The 20,555-nt window shown below is 64.2% G+C and carries 18 protein-coding genes; 11 read left to right on the forward strand and 7 right to left on the reverse strand.

What is annotated here, in order from left to right; all coding sequences use genetic code 11:
• Nucleotides 1-20: 20 nt before the first annotated feature.
• From FHS03_RS08835 to FHS03_RS08865, 7 genes are all read left to right on the forward strand, one after another.
• Nucleotides 21-3,101, forward strand: a complete 3,081-nt coding sequence (locus FHS03_RS08835) for an ATP-binding protein (protein WP_183440636.1) — start codon at nt 21-23, stop codon at nt 3,099-3,101.
• A gap of 68 nt (nt 3,102-3,169) precedes the next feature.
• Entirely contained in the window at nt 3,170-4,390 is a 1,221-nt protein-coding gene (locus FHS03_RS08840; protein ID WP_183440637.1) for an efflux RND transporter periplasmic adaptor subunit, read from the forward strand.
• Nucleotides 4,387-5,082 (forward strand): ABC transporter ATP-binding protein, encoded by a 696-nt coding sequence (locus FHS03_RS08845; RefSeq protein WP_183440638.1) that lies wholly within the window; start codon nt 4,387-4,389, stop codon nt 5,080-5,082. The genes FHS03_RS08840 and FHS03_RS08845 overlap by 4 nt, the downstream gene beginning before the upstream one ends.
• Nucleotides 5,083-5,100: 18 nt before the next feature.
• Nucleotides 5,101-6,258, forward strand: a complete 1,158-nt coding sequence (locus FHS03_RS08850; RefSeq protein WP_183440639.1) for an ABC transporter permease — start codon at nt 5,101-5,103, stop codon at nt 6,256-6,258.
• 4 nt (nt 6,259-6,262) lie between these two features.
• On the forward strand, nt 6,263-7,429 hold the full coding sequence (locus tag FHS03_RS08855) for an ABC transporter permease (protein WP_183440640.1): 1,167 nt from the start codon (nt 6,263-6,265) through the stop codon (nt 7,427-7,429).
• Nucleotides 7,430-7,626: 197 nt separating this feature from the next.
• Nucleotides 7,627-9,222: a diguanylate cyclase gene (locus FHS03_RS08860; protein ID WP_371871636.1), complete on the forward strand. Its 1,596-nt coding sequence runs from the start codon at nt 7,627-7,629 to the stop codon at nt 9,220-9,222.
• A 171-nt stretch (nt 9,223-9,393) separates the two neighbouring features.
• Nucleotides 9,394-10,335, forward strand: a complete 942-nt coding sequence (locus tag FHS03_RS08865) for a glycosyltransferase family 9 protein (protein ID WP_183440642.1) — start codon at nt 9,394-9,396, stop codon at nt 10,333-10,335.
• Between the two features lie 33 nt (nt 10,336-10,368).
• Here FHS03_RS08865 and FHS03_RS08870 read toward each other — a convergent pair whose 3' ends face one another.
• Nucleotides 10,369-11,475 carry an agmatine deiminase family protein gene (locus FHS03_RS08870; protein WP_183440643.1) on the reverse strand — a complete coding sequence of 369 codons (1,107 nt, stop codon included), beginning with the start codon at nt 11,473-11,475 and terminating at the stop codon, nt 10,369-10,371.
• Between the two features lie 100 nt (nt 11,476-11,575).
• Entirely contained in the window at nt 11,576-12,439 is an 864-nt protein-coding gene (locus tag FHS03_RS08875; RefSeq protein ID WP_183440644.1) for a LysR family transcriptional regulator, read from the reverse strand.
• A gap of 230 nt (nt 12,440-12,669) precedes the next feature.
• Between FHS03_RS08875 and FHS03_RS08880 the strand changes: the two genes are divergently transcribed.
• Nucleotides 12,670-13,362 carry an ABC transporter ATP-binding protein gene (locus FHS03_RS08880; protein WP_371871637.1) on the forward strand — a complete coding sequence of 231 codons (693 nt, stop codon included), beginning with the start codon at nt 12,670-12,672 and terminating at the stop codon, nt 13,360-13,362.
• On the forward strand, nt 13,346-14,815 hold the full coding sequence (locus tag FHS03_RS08885; protein ID WP_183440646.1) for a hypothetical protein: 1,470 nt from the start codon (nt 13,346-13,348) through the stop codon (nt 14,813-14,815). Before FHS03_RS08880 ends, FHS03_RS08885 begins: the two co-directional genes overlap by 17 nt.
• A gap of 57 nt (nt 14,816-14,872) precedes the next feature.
• On the opposite strand, the gene maiA is transcribed toward FHS03_RS08885, so the two are convergent.
• The 3 genes from maiA to FHS03_RS08900 are packed head-to-tail and all read right to left on the reverse strand — an operon-like array spanning nt 14,873 to nt 17,079.
• A complete protein-coding gene (gene maiA / locus FHS03_RS08890) occupies nt 14,873-15,517 on the reverse strand; it encodes a maleylacetoacetate isomerase (RefSeq protein ID WP_183440647.1) in 645 nt (214 codons plus the stop codon).
• On the reverse strand, nt 15,517-16,539 hold the full coding sequence (locus FHS03_RS08895) for a fumarylacetoacetate hydrolase family protein (protein WP_183440648.1): 1,023 nt from the start codon (nt 16,537-16,539) through the stop codon (nt 15,517-15,519). Before FHS03_RS08895 ends, maiA begins: the two co-directional genes overlap by 1 nt.
• A complete protein-coding gene (locus tag FHS03_RS08900; protein WP_183440649.1) occupies nt 16,540-17,079 on the reverse strand; it encodes a VOC family protein in 540 nt (179 codons plus the stop codon). It abuts the gene before it with no gap.
• A gap of 88 nt (nt 17,080-17,167) precedes the next feature.
• Here FHS03_RS08900 and FHS03_RS08905 point away from each other — a divergent pair, with 88 nt between their 5' ends.
• Nucleotides 17,168-18,070 (forward strand): LysR family transcriptional regulator, encoded by a 903-nt coding sequence (locus FHS03_RS08905; RefSeq protein WP_183440650.1) that lies wholly within the window; start codon nt 17,168-17,170, stop codon nt 18,068-18,070.
• A gap of 32 nt (nt 18,071-18,102) precedes the next feature.
• On the forward strand, nt 18,103-18,690 hold the full coding sequence (locus tag FHS03_RS08910; protein ID WP_183440651.1) for a gamma-glutamylcyclotransferase: 588 nt from the start codon (nt 18,103-18,105) through the stop codon (nt 18,688-18,690).
• Between the two features lie 129 nt (nt 18,691-18,819).
• Here the strand turns inward: FHS03_RS08910 and FHS03_RS08915 are convergent, their stop codons facing one another.
• Nucleotides 18,820-19,251 carry a hypothetical protein gene (locus FHS03_RS08915; protein ID WP_183440652.1) on the reverse strand — a complete coding sequence of 144 codons (432 nt, stop codon included), beginning with the start codon at nt 19,249-19,251 and terminating at the stop codon, nt 18,820-18,822.
• A 15-nt stretch (nt 19,252-19,266) separates the two neighbouring features.
• A complete protein-coding gene (locus FHS03_RS08920; protein ID WP_229426126.1) occupies nt 19,267-20,433 on the reverse strand; it encodes a PA0069 family radical SAM protein in 1,167 nt (388 codons plus the stop codon).
• Nucleotides 20,434-20,555: the final 122 nt, after the last annotated feature.

Genomic DNA, 20,555 nt, shown 5'->3' on the forward strand with positions numbered 1-20,555 from the left:
CCACCCAGGCAGGAGAACCTTTGGCACCAACCATCAGCATGCTGGCAGAAGCGGATCATCGCGCCGACCTGCACTTCCTCCGGGTACCCGGCGAGATGGGCCGCCTGATCGCCGCCTACGACTGGCAGTCCACGCCGCTGGGCGATCTGCGCCAATGGCCGCAAAGCCTGCGCACCGCCGTCAACCTGATACTCAACTCGACCCAGCCGATGTGGATAGGCTGGGGGCCGGACATCACCTTCCTCTATAACGACGCCTATATCGACGTGCTCAGCCTGGCCAAGCACCCGCGCGCCCTGGGCCAGCCGGCGCGCGAGGTCTGGCCCGAGCTGTGGGATTATTGCGGGCCGCTGGCCGAGCGCGTCTTCCAGCGCGGCGAAGCCTGCATGGTGGAGAAGGCGCAGTTCTTCATGAGTCGCGGCGACTGGCGCGAAGAGACCTGGTATGCCTTTACCTACAGCCCCATCGTGGACGAGGGCGGCACGGTCGGCGGCCTGTTCTGTCCCTGCGTCGACGTCACCACGGCCAATCTGCACACGCGCCGCCTGACCACGCTGTCCGACCTGGCCGCCACCACGCTGCGCCAGGACAATGTCGTATCCGCTTGCGCCGCCGCAGCCGCCGTGCTCGGCGAAAACCCGGCCGACATCCCCTTCGCCCTGCTGTATCTGTTCGACCCGGCCACCGGCAGCGCCCGTCTGGCGCAGGCCGTCCATGTGGCGGCCGGCATCGAGCTGGCGCCGCCCCTGGTGGAGCTGGCGGCGGGCCGGCGGCCGCAGCCCGGCTGTCCCTGGCCTTTCGCCCAGGTCTACGAACAAGGCGCCACGGTGGCGCTGGCCATCGGCGCCCTGCCCGGCTTGCCGCTCGGTCTGGCCGGCCAGCGCGTGCACCAGTGCCTGGCCCTGCCCCTGTCCATGCCCGGCTACGAGCGCCCGATCGGCATGCTGGTGGCCGGCGTCAGTCCGGCGCGGCCGCTGGACAGCGCCTACCGCAGCTTTTTCGAGCTGGTCGCCGGCCAGGCCGCCGCCGCCGTACAGCGCGCCATGGCCGCCGAGGAACAGCAGCGCCGCGCCGAAGCATTGGCCGAGCTGGACCGCGCCAAGACCGCCTTCTTCAGCAATATCAGCCATGAATTCCGCACCCCGCTGACCCTGATGCTGGCGCCCATCGAAGATGCGCTGGCCGATCCCATCCAGCGCCTGGCGCCGCCGCAGCGCGCCCGGCTCGAACTGGCCCAGCGCAATGCCCTGCGCCTGCAAAAGCTGGTCAACACCCTGCTCGACTTCTCGCGCGTGCAGGCCGGGCGCATGCAGGCCAGCTACCGCCGCGTCGACCTGTGCGCGCTGACGCGCGACCTGGCCAGCGGTTTCCGCTCCATCATGGAAAGCGCCGGCCTGGCCCTGCATGTGCGCTGCGAAACCCTGCAGGCCGAAACCTGGGTCGATGTGGCGATGTGGGAAAAAATCGTGCTCAACCTGCTGTCGAATGCTTTCAAGTTCACCTTCGACGGCAGCGTGACGGTGGAACTGGCGCAGCGCGGCCAGGAAGCCGTGCTGCGCATCCGCGATACCGGCGTCGGCATCGACGGGCCGCAGCAGGCGCGCCTGTTCGAGCGCTTCCACCGCGTCGAAGGCGTGCGCGCCCGCACTTTCGAGGGCTCGGGCATCGGCCTGGCCCTGGTGCGCGACCTGGTCGAACTGCACCACGGCCGCATCGAAGTGGAAAGCAAGTTGGACCAGGGCAGCTGCTTCACCATCGTCCTGCCGCTGGGTCGCGCCCATCTGCCGGACGATCAGCTGCTGGACGAGGCGGTCCAGCATCCTCCCAGCCGCACGCTGGAAGCCTATACCGCCGAAGCGCGGCGCTGGCTGCCGGGCGAGGACGAGACGCCAGGCGCCGCTCCGGCCGCCGGCGGCGCGGCGGCCGTCCACAGCGCGCCGGCTGGCGGCCCGGCCAGCGGCCCGGGGCTCCTGCCGGCGCCCGGCACGGCACGCATCCTGATCGCCGACGACAACGCCGATATGCGCAGCTACCTGGTGCGCCTGCTGCGCCAGCACTGGCAAGTGCATAGCGTGGCCAATGGCCAGGAAGCGCTGGCGGCGGCGCGCAGCCAGCGCCCCGACCTGATCCTGAGCGATGTGATGATGCCGCAGCTGGACGGTTTTGGCCTGATCCAGGCCTTGCGCGCCGACCAGGCCTTGCAAGACATTCCGGTGATGCTGCTTTCGGCCCGCGCCGGCGAAGAGGCGCGCATCGAAGGCATGAACGCCGGAGCCGACGACTACCTGGTCAAGCCCTTCAGCGCGCGCGAGCTGCTGACGCGGGCCGAGTCCCAGCTGCTGCGGGGCCGCCAGCGCGCCGGCGAGCGCGCCGAGGCCGAGCGCCTGGCCCAAGCGCGGCGCGAGGCGGAGATCGCCAGCCGCGCCAAGGATGAATTCCTCGCCATGCTCAGCCACGAATTACGCAATCCGCTCTCGCCCATCCTCAGCGCCACCCAGTTGATGCGACTGAAGGGCGTGCCGCATATCGAAAAGGAGCTGGCCGTCATCGAGCGCCAGTCCCAGCATCTGGTGGGGCTGGTGGACGACCTGCTCGACGTGGCCCGCATCACCCAGGGCAAGATCGAGCTGCGCCGCGAACGCTGCGAGCTGTCCGCCCTGATCACGCGGGCGCTGGAAACGGTGGCGGCCCAGGTGCAGGAGCGGCACCACCAATTGGTCCTGAGCGTGCCGCCGCGCGGCCTGGTGGTGAACGCCGACCCGCTGCGCCTGACCCAGGTGTTTAGCAATCTGCTGACCAACGCCGTCAAATACACCAATAACGGCGGGCGCATCGAGGTGTGCGCGGTGGCCGAGGAGGGCTGGGCCGTGGTGCGCATCAGCGATAACGGCATCGGCATCGCGCCGGACATGCTGTCCCGCCTGTTCGGCAAATTCGTGCAGGAGCGCCAGGCGCTGGACCGCTCGCGCGGCGGCCTGGGACTGGGCCTGGCCATTGTGCACAGCTTCGTCGAACTGCATGGCGGCAGCATCGCCGCCCACAGCGCGGGACTGGGCCAGGGCAGCATGTTCGAGCTGCGCCTGCCCCTGTTGCCTGCATAGGAAAAGCTTGCCAGCCGCAGCAATGTAGAGGAATATTTCCAGCATATTCACTGACGGCTGAGGTGCGCGTGACGGCTCCCGATCTTTCGAAGCTGAAGATAGAACGCAGTGCGAATACCCAGTTGCCGGGCCAGCGCTCGCGGCGCCGGCGCTGGCTGCGCAATGGCCTGATCGTGCTGGCCTTGGCGGCCGCCGGCGCCTTCTTGCTGCGTCCGGGCGGCGGCAAGGTCAATGTGGATACCGTCAACGTGGCCCAGGCCTACCCCTCGCAGAACTACACCGTGCTGAACGCCACCGGCTATGTGGTAGCCCAGCGCAAAGCCGCGCTCTCCTCCAAGGCCACCGGGCGGCTGGAGTGGCTGGGCGTGCTCGAAGGCAGCCGGGTGATGAAGGACGAAGTGGTGGCGCGCCTGGAAAACCGCGACGTCAGCGCCACGCTGGGCCAGGCCCAGGCCAATGTGAAGCTGGCGGTCGCCAATCTGGAGCAGGGCCAGGCCGAACTGCAGGATGCGCAGAACGCCTTCCAGCGCGCCAGCGAGCTGCTGAACCAGAAATTCATCGCCGCCGCCAGCCATGACGCGGCCCAGGCCCGCTACAACAAGGCCAAGGCCGCCATCGCTGCCCAGCGCGCCGCCATCGCGGCGGCCCAGGCCAATGCCCGCGCCGCGCAGGTGGCGGTGGACCAGACCCTGATCCGCGCCCCCTTCAACGGCGTGGTGCTGACCAAGAACGCCAATGTGGGCGACAACATCACGCCCTTCTCTTCCGCCGCCGACAGCAAGGGCGCGGTCGTCACCATTGCCGATATGGATACGCTGGAGGTAGAGGCCGATGTCTCGGAATCGAGCCTGGCGCGCATCAAGGTGGATCAGCCGGCCGAAATCCAGCTCGACGCCTTCCCCGACCTGCGCCTGGCCGGCGTGGTCTCGCGCATGGTGCCGACCGTGGACCGCAGCAAGGCCACCCTGCTGGTGAAGGTACGCTTCCTGGAGCGCGATTCGCGCGTGCTGCCGGATATGAGCGCCAAAGTGGCCTTCCTGTCGAAAGCGGTGCCGCCGGAAGACCGCCAAGCGCTGACCGCCGTGCAGCCGGCCGCCATCGTCAAGCGCGATGGACGCGACGTGGTCTTCGTGGTGGCCGACGACAAGGCACGCCAGACCGTGGTCACGCCGGGCCGCAAGGTCGGTGAGCTGGTGCAGGTCGGCGGCGTCAAGCCGGGCGACAAGGTCGTGCTCAAGCCGGACGAGAAACTCAAGGATGGCCAGGCTGTGGCCATTGCCAAAAAATGAGCGCGCCGCCGCTGGTGCGGATCGAGCACCTGGTGAAGTCTTACCGCCGCGGCGACCAGGTGGTGCCGGTGCTGACCGATATCACGCTCGACATCCAGGCCGGCGACTTTACGGCCCTGATGGGGCCATCCGGCTCGGGCAAGAGCACCCTGCTGAACCTGATCGCCGGCATCGACAAGCCGGACAGCGGCCTGCTGCGCGTCAACGACCTGGATATCGCCGGCATGTCCGAAAGCGCGCTGGCCGCCTGGCGCGCCGCCAATGTGGGCTTCATCTTCCAGTTCTACAACCTGATGCCGGTGCTGTCGGCTTTCGAGAACGTGGAGCTGCCGCTGCTTTTGACGCCGCTTTCGCGCCGCGAACGGCGCGAACGGGTGGAGATGACGCTGTCCATGGTCGGCCTGTCCGACCGCATGGAGCATGTGCCGAACGAGCTGTCCGGCGGCCAGCAGCAGCGCGTGGCCATTGCGCGCGCCATCGTCACCGATCCCACCCTGCTGGTGGCCGACGAGCCGACCGGGGACCTGGACCGCCACTCGGCCGGCGAGGTGCTGTCCCTGCTCAACCGCCTGAACCGCGAGCTGGGCAAGACCATCATCATGGTCACGCACGACGCCCACGCCGCCCAGCAGGCGCGCACCCTGGTACACCTGGAAAAGGGCGAGCTGATACTGGAGGCCGCGCCGGCTTGACGCCGCGCCCGCGCCGCCATGTACCTGCTCCGCCTGATCTCCCGCAACGCCTTGCGCCACAAGCTGCGCACGGCGCTGACGATACTCGGACTGGTGGTCGCCACGCTCTCCTTCGGCCTGCTGCAGACCGTGGTCGACGCCTGGTACTCTGGCGCGGAAGGCGCTTCGGCCACCACCCTGGTGACGCGCAACGCCACCTCGCTGGTGTTTCCGCTGCCGCTGTCCTACCAGGAACGCGTGCGCGCCGTGGACGGCGTGTCCGGCGTCGGCTATGCCAACTGGTTCGGCGGTATCTACCAGGAACCGAAAAATTTCTTCGCCCAGTTCGCCATTTCCGGCAAGAGCTACCTGGACATCTATCCCGACTACCTGCTGCCGGAAGCCGAGCGCAGCGCCTTCCTGCGCGACCGCAAGGGCGCCATCGTCGGCCGCAAGCTGGCCATGCAATACGGCTTCAAGGTGGGCGACATCATCCCGCTGCGCGGCACCATCTTCCCCGGCCAATGGGAATTCGTGGTGCGCGGCATTTACGACGGGCGGCAAAGCACCACCAATACCGCCACCATGTTCTTCCACTGGGATTACATCAACGAGGTGGTGAAACGCAGCATCCCGCGCCGCGCCAACCAGGTCGGCGTGTATGTGGTGCAGATCGCCCATGCCGAGGACGCGGCGGCCGTCTCCGGCGCCATCGACGCCCAGTTCCGCAACTCGCTGGCCGAAACGCTGACGGAAACCGAGAAAGCCTTCCAGCTCGGCTTCGTCTCCATGTCGGAAGCCATCGTGGTGGCGATCCGCGTGGTCTCCTTCGTGGTGATCGTCATCATCATGGCGGTGATGGCCAATACCATGGCCATGAGCGCGCGCGAACGGCTGGCCGAATACGCCACGCTCAAGGTACTGGGCTTCGGCCCTGGCTATCTGGCCGCCCTGATCTTCGGCGAATCGATGCTGCTGGCGCTGGCCGGCGCGGCGCTCGGCATCCTGCTGCTATTCCCGGTCGCCGCGACCTTCGCCGCCGCCATGGGCACCATGTTCCCGGTCTTCCAGGTGTCGCCGCTGACGGTGCTCCTGCAACTGCTGTCGGCCGTGGCGGTGGGCCTGGTGGCGGGCATTGCGCCCACCCTGCGCGCCGCCCGCGTGAATATCGTCGAAGGCTTGCGCAGCATAGGATGAGCCGATGAAAATCCCCTTCTCCTATATCGCGCGCAATCTCTGGGCCAGGCGGCTGACCACCGTGCTCACGGCGGGCGGCCTGGCCTTGGTGGTCTTCGTCTTCGCCACGGTGCTGATGCTGGACGAAGGTTTGCGCACCACCCTCGTCACCACCGGCGAATACGACAATGTGGTGCTGATACGGCGCGCGGCCGAAACCGAGGTGCAGAGCGGCGTGGAGCGGCGCCAGGCCAGCATCGCCGGCAGCCATGCCGCGCTGGCCCTGGGCGCGGACGGCTCGCCGCTGCTGTCGAAGGAAACGGTGGTGCTGATTTCCCTGGTCAAGCGCGGCTCGGACAAGCCGTCCAATGTGGTGATACGCGGCATCGGCCGGCAAGGCATGGCGCTGCGGCCGCAGGTGAAGCTGACCCAGGGCCGCATGTTCCGCCCCGGCGCCTCGGAAATCATCGCCGGCGCCAGCATCGCGCGCCGCTTTGCCGGCGCGGGCATCGGCGAGACCCTACGCTTCGGCCAGCGCGAATGGACCGTGGTCGGCCTGTTCGACGCAGGTAACAGCGGCTTCGACTCGGAAATCTGGGGCGACGCCGAGCAATTGATGCAGGCCTTCCGCCGCAACGCCTATTCCTCGGTGATCGCGCGCCTGAACGACGGCAAGCGCTTCGAGGCCTTCAAGCAGGAGATCGAGGCCGATCCGCGCCTGACGCTGGAGGCCAAGCGCGAGCAGGTGTTCTACTCCGACCAGTCAAGAGCGCTGTCCAACTTCATCAGCATCCTCGGCATGGTGCTGTCGGTGATCTTCTCGATCGGCGCCATGATCGGCGCCACCATCACCATGTATGCCTCGGTCGCCAACCGCGTGGGCGAGATCGGCACCTTGCGCGCGCTGGGCTTCCAGCGCCGCAGCATCCTGGCCGCCTTCCTGGCCGAGGCCATGCTGTTGGCCGTGCTGGGCGGCGCGGCCGGCCTGTTTTTCGCTTCATTCATGCAATTCATCTCCTTCTCCACCACCAACTTCCAATCCTTCGCCGAACTGGCTTTCGGCTTCCGCCTGAACCCGGCGATTGTGCTCAAAACCCTCGTCTTTTCGCTACTCATGGGCTTTGTCGGCGGCTTCCTGCCGGCCCTGCGCGCGGCCCGCATGCAGATCGTCGATGCACTAAGAGCGGCCTGACCATCCGCCGAAAAAGGCTGGCAAAATCGTCATGATCCTTGCTTTAAAAGAAATTTTGCATGTTAGACTTTCCTTCAAGCAAATCGCCTTTCCCAGATACCTAGTCCCTCCTTATGTCAGTATCCTTCCCGCGTTTTGCCCTGACCAAGCTTGTTTGCCTGCTCGCTCTATGCGGTCTGGTACGGGCGGAACCGGACGTGAACCAGAGACAGATTCTTGTGCTGTACTCCATGGGCGCGGACTCGGCTTCGCTTTGGCAACGCCAGGTGCACAAGGGCTTGTACGATGAACTTGGCAGCCAGCAGCGCGGCAGCACGCCGGCTATTTTCGAGGAGCGCTTCGACGCCCTGCGCGTTGGCGAGAGCGCCTCGCGCGAAAGCATGGCGCCCTATCTGCGCACCAAGTACGCCAATATCAAATTCGACGCCATCGTCAGCGAGAACTATGTGGCGGCCGACTTCCTCGACGCCCATCCCGGCCTGTTCGCCGGCGTGCCGCGCTACTACGTCAACCACGGCAAGCATGACTGGATCCCGGTCAACGCCACCGGCCTGGAAGTGAAAAGCGATTTCGCGCGCTCCATCGGCGTGATCCCGCAGACCGCGCCCCAGGTCAAGCGCATTGTGGTGGTCGGCGACGGCAGCGCGCGCGTGCAGGGCTGGATCCGCAATGTGCGCGCGCTGGAGCCGCAATACGCGGGCCGCATCGCCTTCGAATACTGGGACGACTACCTGTTTGAAGACCTGCCGCAGCGCGCCGCGGGCCTGGACGGCAGCAGCGCCCTTTTCATCATGGGCGCCACGCGCGACCGCGCCGGCAAGCTGATGCCGCCGCCGGAACTGGCGCGCCGCCTGACCCAGGTGTCGCAGGCGCCGATCTTCACCCATATCGGCTCGGTGGTGCAGCCGGGCGTGATCGGCGGCTACGTGGTGAGCGGCGAACATATCGGCCGCGCCATCGCGCGCATCCTGCTCGGACAGCCGGGCAAAAGCTTCGATGTGCAAACCTATATGTTCGACTATCCGACCGCGCAGCGCTTCCACATCCGCAATGCGCCGGAAGACTCGGTGTGGCTGAACCGGCCGCACAATGTCTGGGATTTGTACCGCTGGCAGATTATCGCGGGCCTTAGCCTGATCGGACTGGAAGGCGTGCTGATTACCGCCTTGGTACTGGCCCTGCGCGACCGCCGCCGCACGCTGGCGACGCTCAACGAAGAGCGCAACGGCCTGGAAGACCGCGTCCTGCAGCGCACGCTGGAACTGCTGATGGCCAACAAGAAGCTGGAGCAGCTGGCCACCACCGATCCGCTGACCGGCATCGCCAACCGGCGCAAGATGACCGAGCAGATCGCGCGCGAAATCGAAAGGGCGCGCCGCTTCAACCATCCGCTGTCGATGCTGATGATCGACATCGACCACTTCAAGCGCATCAACGACACCTACGGCCACGATGCGGGCGACAAGGCCATTGTGGCAATCGCCACGCTGCTGACCGAATCCATGCGCGGCATCGATATGGCGGCGCGTTTCGGCGGCGAAGAATTCGTGCTGCTGATGCCGGAAACCGAAGCCGGCGTGGCCGTGCATGTAGCCGAGCGCCTGCGCGAAGCGGCAGCCGGCGTGCGCGTGGGCGCCGAGGATGGGGCGGCCGTGGCGCTGACCGTCAGCATCGGCGTGGCCTCGCTCAATCTGCACGAGGCGGCCGACACCTCGTCGGCCATGCTGATCCGCGCCGACAAGGCGCTCTATCGCGCCAAAAAAGAAGGCCGCAACCGCGTGGTGAGATTTTAGACCACAGATGTAACAATACGTTACAATTAGGAGTAATTACTATCCTGATATCAATTTAAATTGTTTAAAAGATATTTTCTTGAGCGCTTGCTGAACAAGCGCCGCAAGTCCGTTCCGGACCCGGCCAAGGTCAAAAAGATACTGATCCTCAGGAACGACAGGATTGGTGACATGATCGTGTCCACGCCGCTGTTCCGCGAACTGAAGGCGGCCTGGCCGGATGCGGTCATCGACGTGGTGGCCAGCAGCGTCAATCTGGACATCGTGCGCGACTGTCCGCATGTGCGCCAGACCATTCTGTGGGACCGGCGCGGCGTGTGGAACAGCCTGCGCATCGTGCGGCGGCTGCGGCGCGAACGTTATGACCTGATCCTCAGCATGTCGCTGCGCTTCTCGCCGGCCTTCCAGCTTTACCTCAAGATGCTGGGCGCGCGCCACCTGCACGGCCCGCGCGTCGCCAAGTACGGCACCCATACCGGCAATCTCGGCATGTACGATCACACCATCGAGTACCCGAGCGACCGCCACATCCTGGCGACATACTTTGAGTCGCTGGGCGATTTCAAGCCGACCAATATCGACTACCGCTACGAGTTGTACAACGTCGACGCCTACGCGAACCAGGCGCGCACCTTTGCCGCCGGCTTGAAGCAGCGCTACGCGGGGCTGGTTTGCGTCAACTACCAAGGCAGCGGCGCTAACCGCGTGCTGCCCCAGGACGATACCGAAGCCCTGTGCCGCCAACTCGCCGACCGCTATCCCGACCACGCCGTCATCGTGCTCTATCCGCCGGGCGACCGCGAGCGGGCCGCCGCCGTGGTGGCGGGCAGCGCGCGCGCCAATGTCATGCTGTCGTTCGCCACCACGCATGTGCTGGAACTGGCCGCCCTGGTGCGCGAATGCGATCTGGTGGTGTCGCCCGACACGGCGGTCATCCACATCGCCTCGGTCTACAACAAGAAAGTGCTGGGCTTTTACGTCAACAGCGGCAATCATCGCTGGTTCTACCCGATGTGCGACCGCTTCCGCATCATGCTGTCGCCGACCGACCGCATCACCGCAATCGACCGCAAGGCGGCGTTCGCCGCCATCGATGAATTGATGGCGGTCTGACGCCGGCATCCAACCGCTGGCGCGCGAGCGGATTTAAACGCGCGGCATCTGCTTGGTTACGCAGTGGATGCCGCCGCCGCCGGCCGCAATCGGGTCGATGTCCAGCTGTTCGATTACACGGCCGGGATAGAGCTTGGCCAGCAGGTCGCGGCAATAATTGTCCGCCGCCGAATCGCCGAATTGCGGCGCGATCACGGCGCCATTGATCGGCAGGTAGTTGATGTAGCCTGCGGCGAAATCCTGGTTGTCGTCGGTAAAGCGGTTGCCGCGCAGCTTGCGCGGCGGCGGCAGGGTATGCACTTGCAGACGCCGGCCATCGGCGTCGGTGGCATTGCGCAGAATCTCCAGATGCTTGCGCGTCACGGCATGGTCGTAGGATTCCAGGTCGTTATCCAGATTGGCGATCACCACGCCCGGCTTGACGAAGCGCGCGTAAAAATCGACGTGGGCATCGGTGATGTCCTTGTCGCGAATACCCGGCAGCCAGATGATCTTGCGCAGGCCAAGGCGCAACTTCAATTCCGCTTCGATCTGGCTCTTGCCCATGCCTGGATTGCGGTTGGAATTGATCCAGCAGCTTTCGGTCAGGATGGCCGTGCCATGGCCGTCCACCTCGATGCCGCCGCCCTCCCCGGTCAAGCTGCTGGCGATATAGCTGGCTTCCAACTCTTCGCTCAAGATGCCGGCCACGCGCTTGTCGCTGCCGGCGCGCTGCTTGCCGCCCCAGCCGTTGAAGTTGAAATCCACCAGCCCCAGATTGCCGGCGCCGTCCACCACGAAGCAGCCGCCGTAGTCGCGTACCCAGATGTCGTCCAGCGCCAGCGGCAGGTAATCGATATTGGACTGGCCGCAATCGCGCTGGGCCTGCGCCTGCTGGCCGGGCCGGCACAGCACCGTCACCGGCTGGTAGCGGGCGATGGTCTGGGCCAGGCGGGCGACGGTGGCGTTGACGGCAGGCGCCCAGTCTTTCCAGATGGCGCTGGAAGCCGCGTAGGAAACGAAGACGCGTTCCTGCGCCAGGTGCTCGTCGGGCATATACCAGTTCTCGGCGCCCACGCCGCGCGCGAAGCTCAACCCTCCCGTCAGTCCGATGGCGGCGCCTGCGGCAAGTTGCTGGATGAAGTGTCGGCGGCTTGGCATTGCAGTCTCCTATGGTTGCCCGAAAAACCGCATTCTATGGATGAGGACTTATGCAGACAATTGATGTTTTTTGCCCCGATTAATCAATATTGCTCATGGTTTATGCTTCGTCCTGGGCAAACTGCAGTAGGCTGTCGAACATGGCGCGCACCAGCGGGATACGCGTTTCCCCTTCGACGCGGGCGATCCATACGGTTCCCAAAGGCAGGCCGGGAAAGTCCGGCATGCGCCGCAATTGCCCTGACCAAAGCGCGTCATCGGCCAGCAGACGGGAGACCAGCGCCAGCCCCCGGCCGCGCACGGCCGCGTCCAGCACCAGACGCGGATCGTCATAAATGGCGATCTTGCGCAGGCTGCCGAAGTGCTGGCGGATGAAGGGGCCGACCCAGTCGCTGGTCAGGTCGCCCTCCAGGCAAACCATGCCGAGATCAGGCTTGCCGGCCAGCGCCGGCGTACACACGGCAATCAGCTCATCGCCCAGCAGCGGCACTTCGAACAAGCCGGGCTGTTTAAGCGGCTCGGTGGTGATAGCGATGTCCACGTCCAGTTCGTCGATGTAGCGGGCGCTTTCGTCGATCGAAATGATGGGACACAGGCCAGGGTGCAGTTGCAATAGGCGATCGACGCGCGGCTGCAGCCAGCCGCTGGCGATGTGGGCGGGACAGACCACGGTGGCAAGGCTGCCGTCCATATAAGTCTCGATGCGGTTCAGCCCATTGCGCAACTGCTCCAGCGACTTGCCCACGCTGTCCAGCAGCAGGCGCCCCGCCACGGTCAGCTCGACGCCGCGCCCTTTGCGCCGGAACAGCGGCTGGCCCAGTTGCTGTTCCAGCTGGGCGATCTGGTGGCTGATGGCAGACTGGGAAATGCATAACTCGTCCGCCGCGCGCGAATAATTGCCCAAGCGCGCAGCCGCCTCGAAGCCAATCAGGAACTTGAACGAGGGCAATCGGGAGTTCGGCATATGAAAGTGGCGAATGGATATCCGCCAAATTCTGAGCCATCCATCAGTTCTTGCCAATCAAAAATGGTATGGAAACAAAATCATATGGTTATGACAAAAGATTATTTGTTTCCATATGGACACAATATTAATATTCGCCCAATATTTTCAGAAGTAGATAAACAATGTCCCTCTTGAATAAGCACGCCCTTGAACTGCGTGGGCTCAGCAAAAGATTCGACCGCCCTGTCGTGAATGAATTGGACCTTAGCGTGCGGCGCGGCGAAATCTACGCGCTGCTAGGCGCCAACGGTGCAGGCAAGACCACTACCTTACGCATGGCCACCGGCCTGCTCCTGCCCGACGCCGGCAGTGTGCATATTTTCGGCATCGATTTGCACGCCCAGCCCGAGGCGGCGAAACGGCCGCTGGCTTACTTGCCTGACGAACCTCTGCTTTACGGCAAGCTCACCGGGCTGGAGTATCTGGCCTTTATGGCTGGTCTATGGAATATGCCCGCCGCCAAAGCTGCCGCCGATGCGGATGATCTGCTGGCGCTGCTGGGGCTTGCGCCCCATGCGCGGCAGCTGACCGAAAGCTATTCGCGCGGCATGAAACAGAAATTGGCGCTGGCCGGCGCGCTGATTCACCAGCCCGAGCTGATTATTCTGGACGAACCGCTCACGGGACTCGATGCCCACGCTTCGCGCCAGGTCAAAGACCTGCTACAGCGCCATACAGAGGCCGGCGGCACCGTCGTCATCACCACGCACATTCTCGAAGTGGCGGAGCGCATGGCCGATCGCATCGGCATTCTGCAACATGGACGCCTGATCGGCGAAGGCAGTCTCGATCAATTGCGGGGCCAGGCGCGGCAACGCGATGCCTCGCTGGAAGATGTGTTCCTGAGCCTGACGGAAAGCCGCGATGAAGCCGCTATCTGATTTGGTGGCACTACGCCCAGGCGGAGCGCTCTGGCTGATGCGCCACGAGCTGCGCTTGTTCGTCGCCGACTCAGCCGCGGCCGTCAGTCTCACCCTGCGGCGTGGCCCCAACCAGCGCGCCATGCCTGCCGCCGTCCTGGGATGGATTGCAGCGATCTATCTGATACTGCATGTGGCCGCAATGGGCATACTCCCCACCCTGCCGTACTGGCGGCCAACTGATCCTCTCGATCAGCTCCATCTCGACGGCGCCGCCGCTGCCGTGCTGTTCATCCTGATGCTGTCGGCCGCGATGATACGCTGCGTGCATGTGATGTACAGCCGTAATGACCTGGATCTGCTGCTGTGTTCTCCCGTGCCTGGCGTCACCCTCCTGCGCGCGCGCCTGGGCGGCGTGGTGCTGGGCACGCTGCTGCTGACACTCTTCCTGGTCAGTCCAATCATCCATATCGGCCTGCTGACTGGCCGGCCGCAGCTATTGGCACTGTATCCGGCCCTGATTGCGATGGCCACGATCGCCGCCAGTTGCGGCATGATGCTAGCCATCCAGCTCGCCCGGTGGATTGGCCCACGCCGCGCCTCCATTGTGGCGCAGGTGCCGGGCACGGTCGTCATCGTGGGACTGTATTTGCTGCCCAACCTGCTGCAGGCCATCCCCGCCGGCATCAAGACAAGCTTTGGCAGTCTGCTGGAGGACGGCGCCCTGCTGGGACCGGCAAGCCCGCTGTGGCTGCCAGTGCACGCGCTGCAGGGCAGTCCGATTCCTTTGATGCTGTTTTGTCTTGCCGCGCTCGGGCTGGCGCAGCTTGCCACCGTGCTGCTGCAGCACCGCTTCCTGCACGCACTGCAGCAGGGACGTCATCTGACGGGTCGCACGCCCGGCCGGGCGTTCGGCGTCAGCCTGCACTTTGGCCGCAGCCTAGGCCAGCTGGTGTTATACAAGGAGTGGTTGCTGATTTTGCGCCAGCCCATGTTGTTGAGCCAATTCGCCGCCAAGTTAGCAACGCTGGTCGTGGCCTTTGTGGCGGCAGGCACCAACAGCCTGCGCCCCCTCGTCATTGCCGCCCTCACGGTCTATGCCACCGGGGCATTGGCCGGCACGCTGACGCGCCTGATTGAGTCCGGCGAGCAGGCGTGGGATTTGCTGGCATCCTCACCGGCAGCGCCAGCCGCTATCCGTACTGCCAAGCGCTGGGCGGCGCTGATACCGGCGCTGTTACTGAGTCTGCCTGCACCACTGTGGCTGGGGGGCGCCGATCCGAAACTGGGGATATTGACAGCCATCGCGCTGGTCGGCGCAAGCGGCTCGGCCAACTATCTCAGCCGCGCACGCGCCCTGAGCGCAGACAAGCCGCCCCCCTCTTCAAGCGCTCCAATACTGGCTTCGCTCCAGGAAATGTTGAGCAGCGGTGTGTGGATAGTCATACTGACGATTGCCCATACGGTCTTGTGAAGCATCCAGACAGGCCGGCGCGAAAAGCGGCGGCCTGTCTGGCGAGGGCGCGGATGCTTATTCGGCGTCCGGCTGCTGCGCAGGATGGGCGGCCTTGAATGCGGGCAGCTCGCTGCAATTGGCGTAGATGCGGGCGATGTTGGGATACGCTTCCACATCCACACCGACGCGCTGGGCGTTGAAGACTTGCGGCACCAGGCAGCAGTCGGCCATGGTCGGGGTGTCACCGTGGCAGAAGCGGCCGGTTTCGCTGTCGCGCGCGAGATGCGCTTCCAGCATGGCCAGGCCTTCCTTCACCCAGTGCTGCTGCCATTCGTTCTTCACTTCCTCCGACAAGCCCATCGCGCCTTTCAGATGCTGCAGCACGCGCAGATTGGCCAGCGGATGGATTTCGCAAGCCACCGTCAGCGCCAGCGCGCGCACGCGGGCGCGGCCCGCCGCGTCCTGCGGCAGCAGCGGCATGACGGGATGCACCTCGTCCAGATACTCCATGATGGCGAGCGACTGGGTGATGGTCAGGTCTTCATCCACCAGGGCCGGCACCAGCTGGCTGGGATTGACGGTGCGGTAGCTCTCGCCATGCTGTTCGCCGCCGTCGCGCAGCAAGTGCACCGGCGCCAGTTCATACTCCAGCCCCTTCAGATTGAGCGCAATGCGCGTCCGGTAGGAGGTGGAACTGCGGAAGTAGGAATAGAGCTTCATCAGCTGCGCTCCTGATAATTCCTCACGGTCTGGTCGATGGCGCCGAAGATGCTGGCGCCCTGCTTGTCCTGCATTTCGATGCGTACGGTATTGCCGAACTTGAGGAAGCCGGTTTGCGGCGCGCCGCTTTCGATGGTTTCGTACATGCGCACTTCGGCCAGGCAGCAGTAGCCGACGCCGCCGTTCTCGATGCTGGAGCCGTGCAGGCTGCCCTGCTTGTTCGACACGGTACCGGAACCGATGATGGTGCCCGCGCCCAGTTCGCGCGTCCGGGCGGCGTGCGCCACCAGCTGGGCGAAGCTGAAGGTCATGTCTTCGCCGGCGTTCGGCTTGCCGAAAGGTTTGCCGTTCAGCGTAACCAGCAGCGGCAGGTGCAGCTTGTGGCCGGACCAGTCGTCGCCCAATTCGTCCGGCGTGACGGCCACCGGCGAGAAGGCGCTGGCCGGTTTGGACTGGTAGAAACCGAAGCCTTTCGCCAACTCGTTCGGAATCAGGTTGCGCAGCGACACGTCGTTGACCAGCATGACGAGGCGGATGGCCTGGCCCGCCTCCTCGTCGCTGGCACCCATTTTCACGTCGCCGGTGACAACGGCCACTTCGGCTTCAAGATCGATGCCCCAGTCTTCGCTCAGCGCATACACCGCGTCGCGCGGGCCGACGAAGCTGTCCGAGCCGCCCTGGTACATCAGCGGATCGGTGTAGAAGGAGGCCGGCACTTCGGCATTGCGCGCCTTGCGCACCAGCTCCACGTGGTTGATGTAGGCGGAACCGTCGGCCCATTGGTAGGCGCGCGGCAGCGGCGAATGGCATTGGGCTTCATCGAAAGCCTGGGCGCCGGTGGCGCTGCCCTGGTTCAGCAGGGCGTAAATCTGTTTCAGCTGGGGCGCGGCCTCGTCCCAGTTGTCGAGCGCGGCCTGCAGGGTGGCGGCGATGGCGGGCACCGCCACGCATTGCGCCAGGTCGCGGCTGACGACCACCAGTTGGCCGTCGCGCGTGCCGTTTTTCAGTGTTGCGAGTTTCATTTATTGTCCTTCAGGCTGTGGGGCGTGCATCCAGGCGGCGTGGGTCGGCGCCTTCTTCGTTTTCGACCATTCTTCCAGCATTTCCCATTTGACGTCGTCCAGCTTCTGCATCATTTCGGGGGTGCCGGTATTGGCCGCCAGTTCCAGGCGGTGGCCGTTCGGGTCGAAGAAGTAAATCGATTTGAAGATGGTGTGGTTGACCGGGCCGATCACCTCGATGCCGGCGGCGACCAGGCGCTCCTTGGCGGCCAGCAGCTCGTCCATCGACGCCACTTCCATGGCCAGGTGCTGGACCCAGGCCGGCGTGTTGCGGTCACGGTCCATATCGGACTGGGTCGGCAGCTCGAAGAAGGCCAGGACATTGCCTTGGCCGGCGTCGAGGAAGACGTGCATATAGGGATCGGGCGCCTTGGTGGACGGCACTTCGTTTTCGGCGATGGCCAGCACGAAGTCCATATTCAGGTGCTTGACGTACCAGTCCACGGTCTCCTTCGCGTCCTTGCAGCGGTAGGCGACATGGTGAATGCGCTTGATTTTCATGGTGTCTCCTTATTGACTTGCTGACATTAGACTCCTGTTTCAGCTATCATTCAAACGGAATTTTCATCTCGATTTATCAGATTTTCTTATGAATCCTAGTTTGCGCCAGATGCGCGCCCTGGTGGCCGTGGCCCGTACCGGCAGTTTCACCTTGGCCGCCGAATATCTGCACCTGACCCAGTCCGCGCTGAGCGGGCAGATCAAGGAGCTGGAACAACTGCTGGGCGTGAAAGTCGTCGAGCGCAGCACGCGCCGCGTGCAATTGTCCGAGGTGGGGCGCGAACTCTTCCCCCTGTTCGACAAGATGCTGCAGGATCTGGACGGGGCGATGGCCGATATCGCCAACCGCAAGGCGCTAAAGAAAGGCATGGTGCGGGTGGCGGCGCCGCAGATGATGTCCTGCACCCTGCTGCCGGAGGTGATCGCGGCCTACAAGGCGGCGGTGCCGGAAGTGCAGGTCAAGCTGGTCGACTGCCCGGTGGAAGATGTGTCGGGACGGGTGTTCAGCGGCGAGGTCGATGTGGGCATCGGCCCGGAGCGCGACCCCACGGCGGAAATCGAGGCGCAAATGCTGTTCGAGATGCCATTCGTGATCGTTTTCCCGCCCGGCCATGCGCTCGAAGCGCAGGACAGCGTGAGCTGGGCCGACGTCAACCAGCATCCCCTCATCGCGCTGCAAGGCCAGTTCACCGAACGGCTGATGCGCGATATGTCCCTGCGCGAGCAGTCGCTCATTCCCTACAATGAAGTCACCTTCATGACGACGGCGCTGGCCATGGTCAGCGCGGGCTTGGGCATCACCGCCTGCCTGCCCTATGCCGAACGCATGGTCAGACTCTACGGCTTACAGATGCGCCTGCTGACGCAGCCCGAGCTCACGCGCAAATTCTTCGTCTACACCAAGACGGCGCGTTCGCTGTCGCCGGCCGCCGAAAGCTTTACCGCCTTCCTGCACGAGTTCGTGCAGGCGCGGCAGCTTCCGTCCAGCTAGTTCATAATGCGGCTTTTTGCAGGTTCGGCGCCATGTCCCACAACACCATCGAAATCAACCGCGCGATGGACAAATTCGACGGCCACCATCAGGTCTGGCTGTTCGGCTACGGTTCGCTGATCTACAAGGCGGACTTTCCCTATCTGCAAAAACGTCCCGCCAGCATCACGGGCTGGACGCGCCGCTTCTGGCAGGGTTCGCACGACCATCGCGGCACACCCGAGGCGCCGGGCCGCGTGGTGACGCTGATTCCGCAGGAAGGCGCGGTCTGCCACGGCATGGCCTATCTGGTGACGCCGGAAGAATTCGCCCACCTCGATCACCGCGAAAAGAACGGCTATCTGCGCCTGGCGGTCGAGATCGATTTCGGCGATGGGGACAGTGTGGAAGGCCTGGTGTACATCGCCGCCGAGGACAATGCCGCCTTTCTCGGCGCAGCCAGCGAGGAAGAGATCGCGCAGCACATCGCGGCCGCCGTCGGCCCTAGCGGCCCCAATCGCGACTACCTGCTGCATCTTGCCGCCGCCCTGCGGGAGATGGGGCATCACGATGAGCATGTGTTTGCCATCGAGCGCTATCTGGCGGAGTTGGCAAGCTCAGCGCATCAGCCAAATGCCTAACAAGAACATTAAAAAAGAGGCAAGGCCAATAGTTCCGCAAAAAACCGATAGCGTCGCTCTGGCCTGATCCTCGTTCCTGAAACGGTTTTTTATACCGGAGAAAGACATAATAAATTCCCCTTAAACAGATCAGCGTTTGATCACTTCGTAGTGTACCAAGATATAAGCAAGTGCCGCCCAAAAGGTCAGCGCCAGCGAAACCAGAAAACACCTGTAATGCGCGTGCCATTCGACGCCAGCCGGACGCTTGTTCGATGTGGGGAAAATAGCCCCGCCTGCCGCCAGCAGACTCGATACCACCAGCAACACGATCAGGCAGGCTATCAGATAGCCGTGGCCACTAGTCGTGATGCCCGTCCTTTCCCAATTTCTGACACCAAGCTCATAAAGGGACGAGGCGCAAAAGCTGATTGCTCCCCAGCATAGTTGCCCATCTTTGAGTGGCACCATCAGGCTTAATGACGGGCGTAGTGGTTCCGGCAAAGCCAGTGGCCGAAGAAACAATAGCGCGATCAAGGGTGCGGTGAGCGGCAATACGACGCTTATCAGTATCCATCCCATGGCAGTCTCCTTTCATCATAGGAAAAAATCCCCCTGCCCTGCCGCCGCCGCGGCGCGCGCCTTGGCGCCGCTAGGGGGAATTTGCTGGGGACGCTTGAACTGGCTGCGGTCGAGGCTCTTGTAGCGGGTGCCGCGGCCGATCATGCCGAGGCGGGCCAGGGTCTTTTCGATGCGCTGATGGATCAGGTCGGCCCACACGCCCTCACCGCGCATGCGCGTGGCGAAATTGGCGTCGTAGTCCTTGCCGCCGCGCATATCGCGAATGCGGTTCATCACGCGCTGGGCACGCTCGGGGAAATGCGCTTCCAGCCATTGCTGGAACAGCGGGTTCACTTCCCATGGCAGGCGCAGCACGATATAGCTGCCCATGATGGCGCCGGCATCGCGCGCCGCTTCCAGCACCCTTTCAATATCCGGTTCGGTGACGAAGGGAATGATGGGGGCGATGCTGACGCCGACCGGGATGCCGGCCTCGCTCAGCGTCTTGATGGTGCGCAGGCGCCGCGCCGGTGCGGCGGCGCGCGGCTCCAGGGTGCGGGCGATTTTCGGATCGAGCGTGGTGATCGTCACCGAGGCGGCAGCCAGGTTCTTTTGCGCCATCGCACCCAGGATGTCGATATCGCGTTCGATCAGCGCGGACTTGGTGATCAAGCCGACCGGGTGCGCGCACTCCTGCAGCACTTCAAGCACGCGCCGCGTCAGCTTGTAGTCGCGTTCGCAGGGCTGGTAGGCGTCGGTATTCACGCCCAGCGCGATCGGCTCGACCACATAGGAGGGCTTGGCCAGCTCGCTGCGCAGCAGCTCGGGCGCATTCACCTTGGCGAACAGGCGGCTTTCAAAGTCGAGGCCAGGCGACAGGCCCAGATAGCTGTGCGAGGGCCGCGCGAAACAATAAATGCAACCATGCTCGCAACCACGGTAAGGGTTGAGCGAGACATTGAACGGAATATCCGGCGACTGGTTGCGGCTCAAGATGCTGCGCGCCGTTTCCTCGCTGACCTGGGTGCGCCAGACTTTCGGCGCGTCTTCTTCCGCCTCTTCCTGGTTCCAGCCATCGTCGAAAGCTTCGCGCCCAAGTACCTCGTAGCGGCCCTGCATATTCGTGACGGCGCCGCGCCCCTTCTGCGCTTTCAGCGATTGCGGGGGCAGCATGGCCTGCCCTTCGGTTTCCTTGTTCCGCATAGGCGTCTCATTATAACTGTATATTTATACAGTATTTTATGCCGCCTTGGCTTGAGCGGCAAGTGTTTTCCCTGCTGACGCGCGGCGCTAGCTGGTATGATGCGGCATTCCCTGGAGATCGC

The organism is Pseudoduganella violacea (assembly GCF_014191875.1).
GTDB lineage: Bacteria > Pseudomonadota > Gammaproteobacteria > Burkholderiales > Burkholderiaceae_D > Rugamonas > Rugamonas violacea_A.

Coding starts and splice junctions, on each gene's coding strand:
- FHS03_RS08845 (WP_183440638.1), top strand. CDS start 4,387: ATGAGCGCGCCGCCGCTGGTGCGGATCGAGCACCTGGTGAAGTCTTAC.
- FHS03_RS08850 (WP_183440639.1), top strand. CDS start 5,101: ATGTACCTGCTCCGCCTGATCTCCCGCAACGCCTTGCGCCACAAGCTG.
- FHS03_RS08855 (WP_183440640.1), top strand. CDS start 6,263: ATGAAAATCCCCTTCTCCTATATCGCGCGCAATCTCTGGGCCAGGCGG.
- FHS03_RS08865 (WP_183440642.1), top strand. CDS start 9,394: ATGATCGTGTCCACGCCGCTGTTCCGCGAACTGAAGGCGGCCTGGCCG.
- FHS03_RS08870 (WP_183440643.1), bottom strand. CDS start 11,475: ATGCCAAGCCGCCGACACTTCATCCAGCAACTTGCCGCAGGCGCCGCC.
- FHS03_RS08875 (WP_183440644.1), bottom strand. CDS start 12,439: ATGCCGAACTCCCGATTGCCCTCGTTCAAGTTCCTGATTGGCTTCGAG.
- FHS03_RS08885 (WP_183440646.1), top strand. CDS start 13,346: ATGAAGCCGCTATCTGATTTGGTGGCACTACGCCCAGGCGGAGCGCTC.
- maiA (WP_183440647.1), bottom strand. CDS start 15,517: ATGAAGCTCTATTCCTACTTCCGCAGTTCCACCTCCTACCGGACGCGC.
- FHS03_RS08895 (WP_183440648.1), bottom strand. CDS start 16,539: ATGAAACTCGCAACACTGAAAAACGGCACGCGCGACGGCCAACTGGTG.
- FHS03_RS08900 (WP_183440649.1), bottom strand. CDS start 17,079: ATGAAAATCAAGCGCATTCACCATGTCGCCTACCGCTGCAAGGACGCG.
- FHS03_RS08905 (WP_183440650.1), top strand. CDS start 17,168: ATGAATCCTAGTTTGCGCCAGATGCGCGCCCTGGTGGCCGTGGCCCGT.
- FHS03_RS08910 (WP_183440651.1), top strand. CDS start 18,103: ATGTCCCACAACACCATCGAAATCAACCGCGCGATGGACAAATTCGAC.
- FHS03_RS08915 (WP_183440652.1), bottom strand. CDS start 19,251: ATGGGATGGATACTGATAAGCGTCGTATTGCCGCTCACCGCACCCTTG.
- FHS03_RS08920 (WP_229426126.1), bottom strand. CDS start 20,433: ATGCGGAACAAGGAAACCGAAGGGCAGGCCATGCTGCCCCCGCAATCG.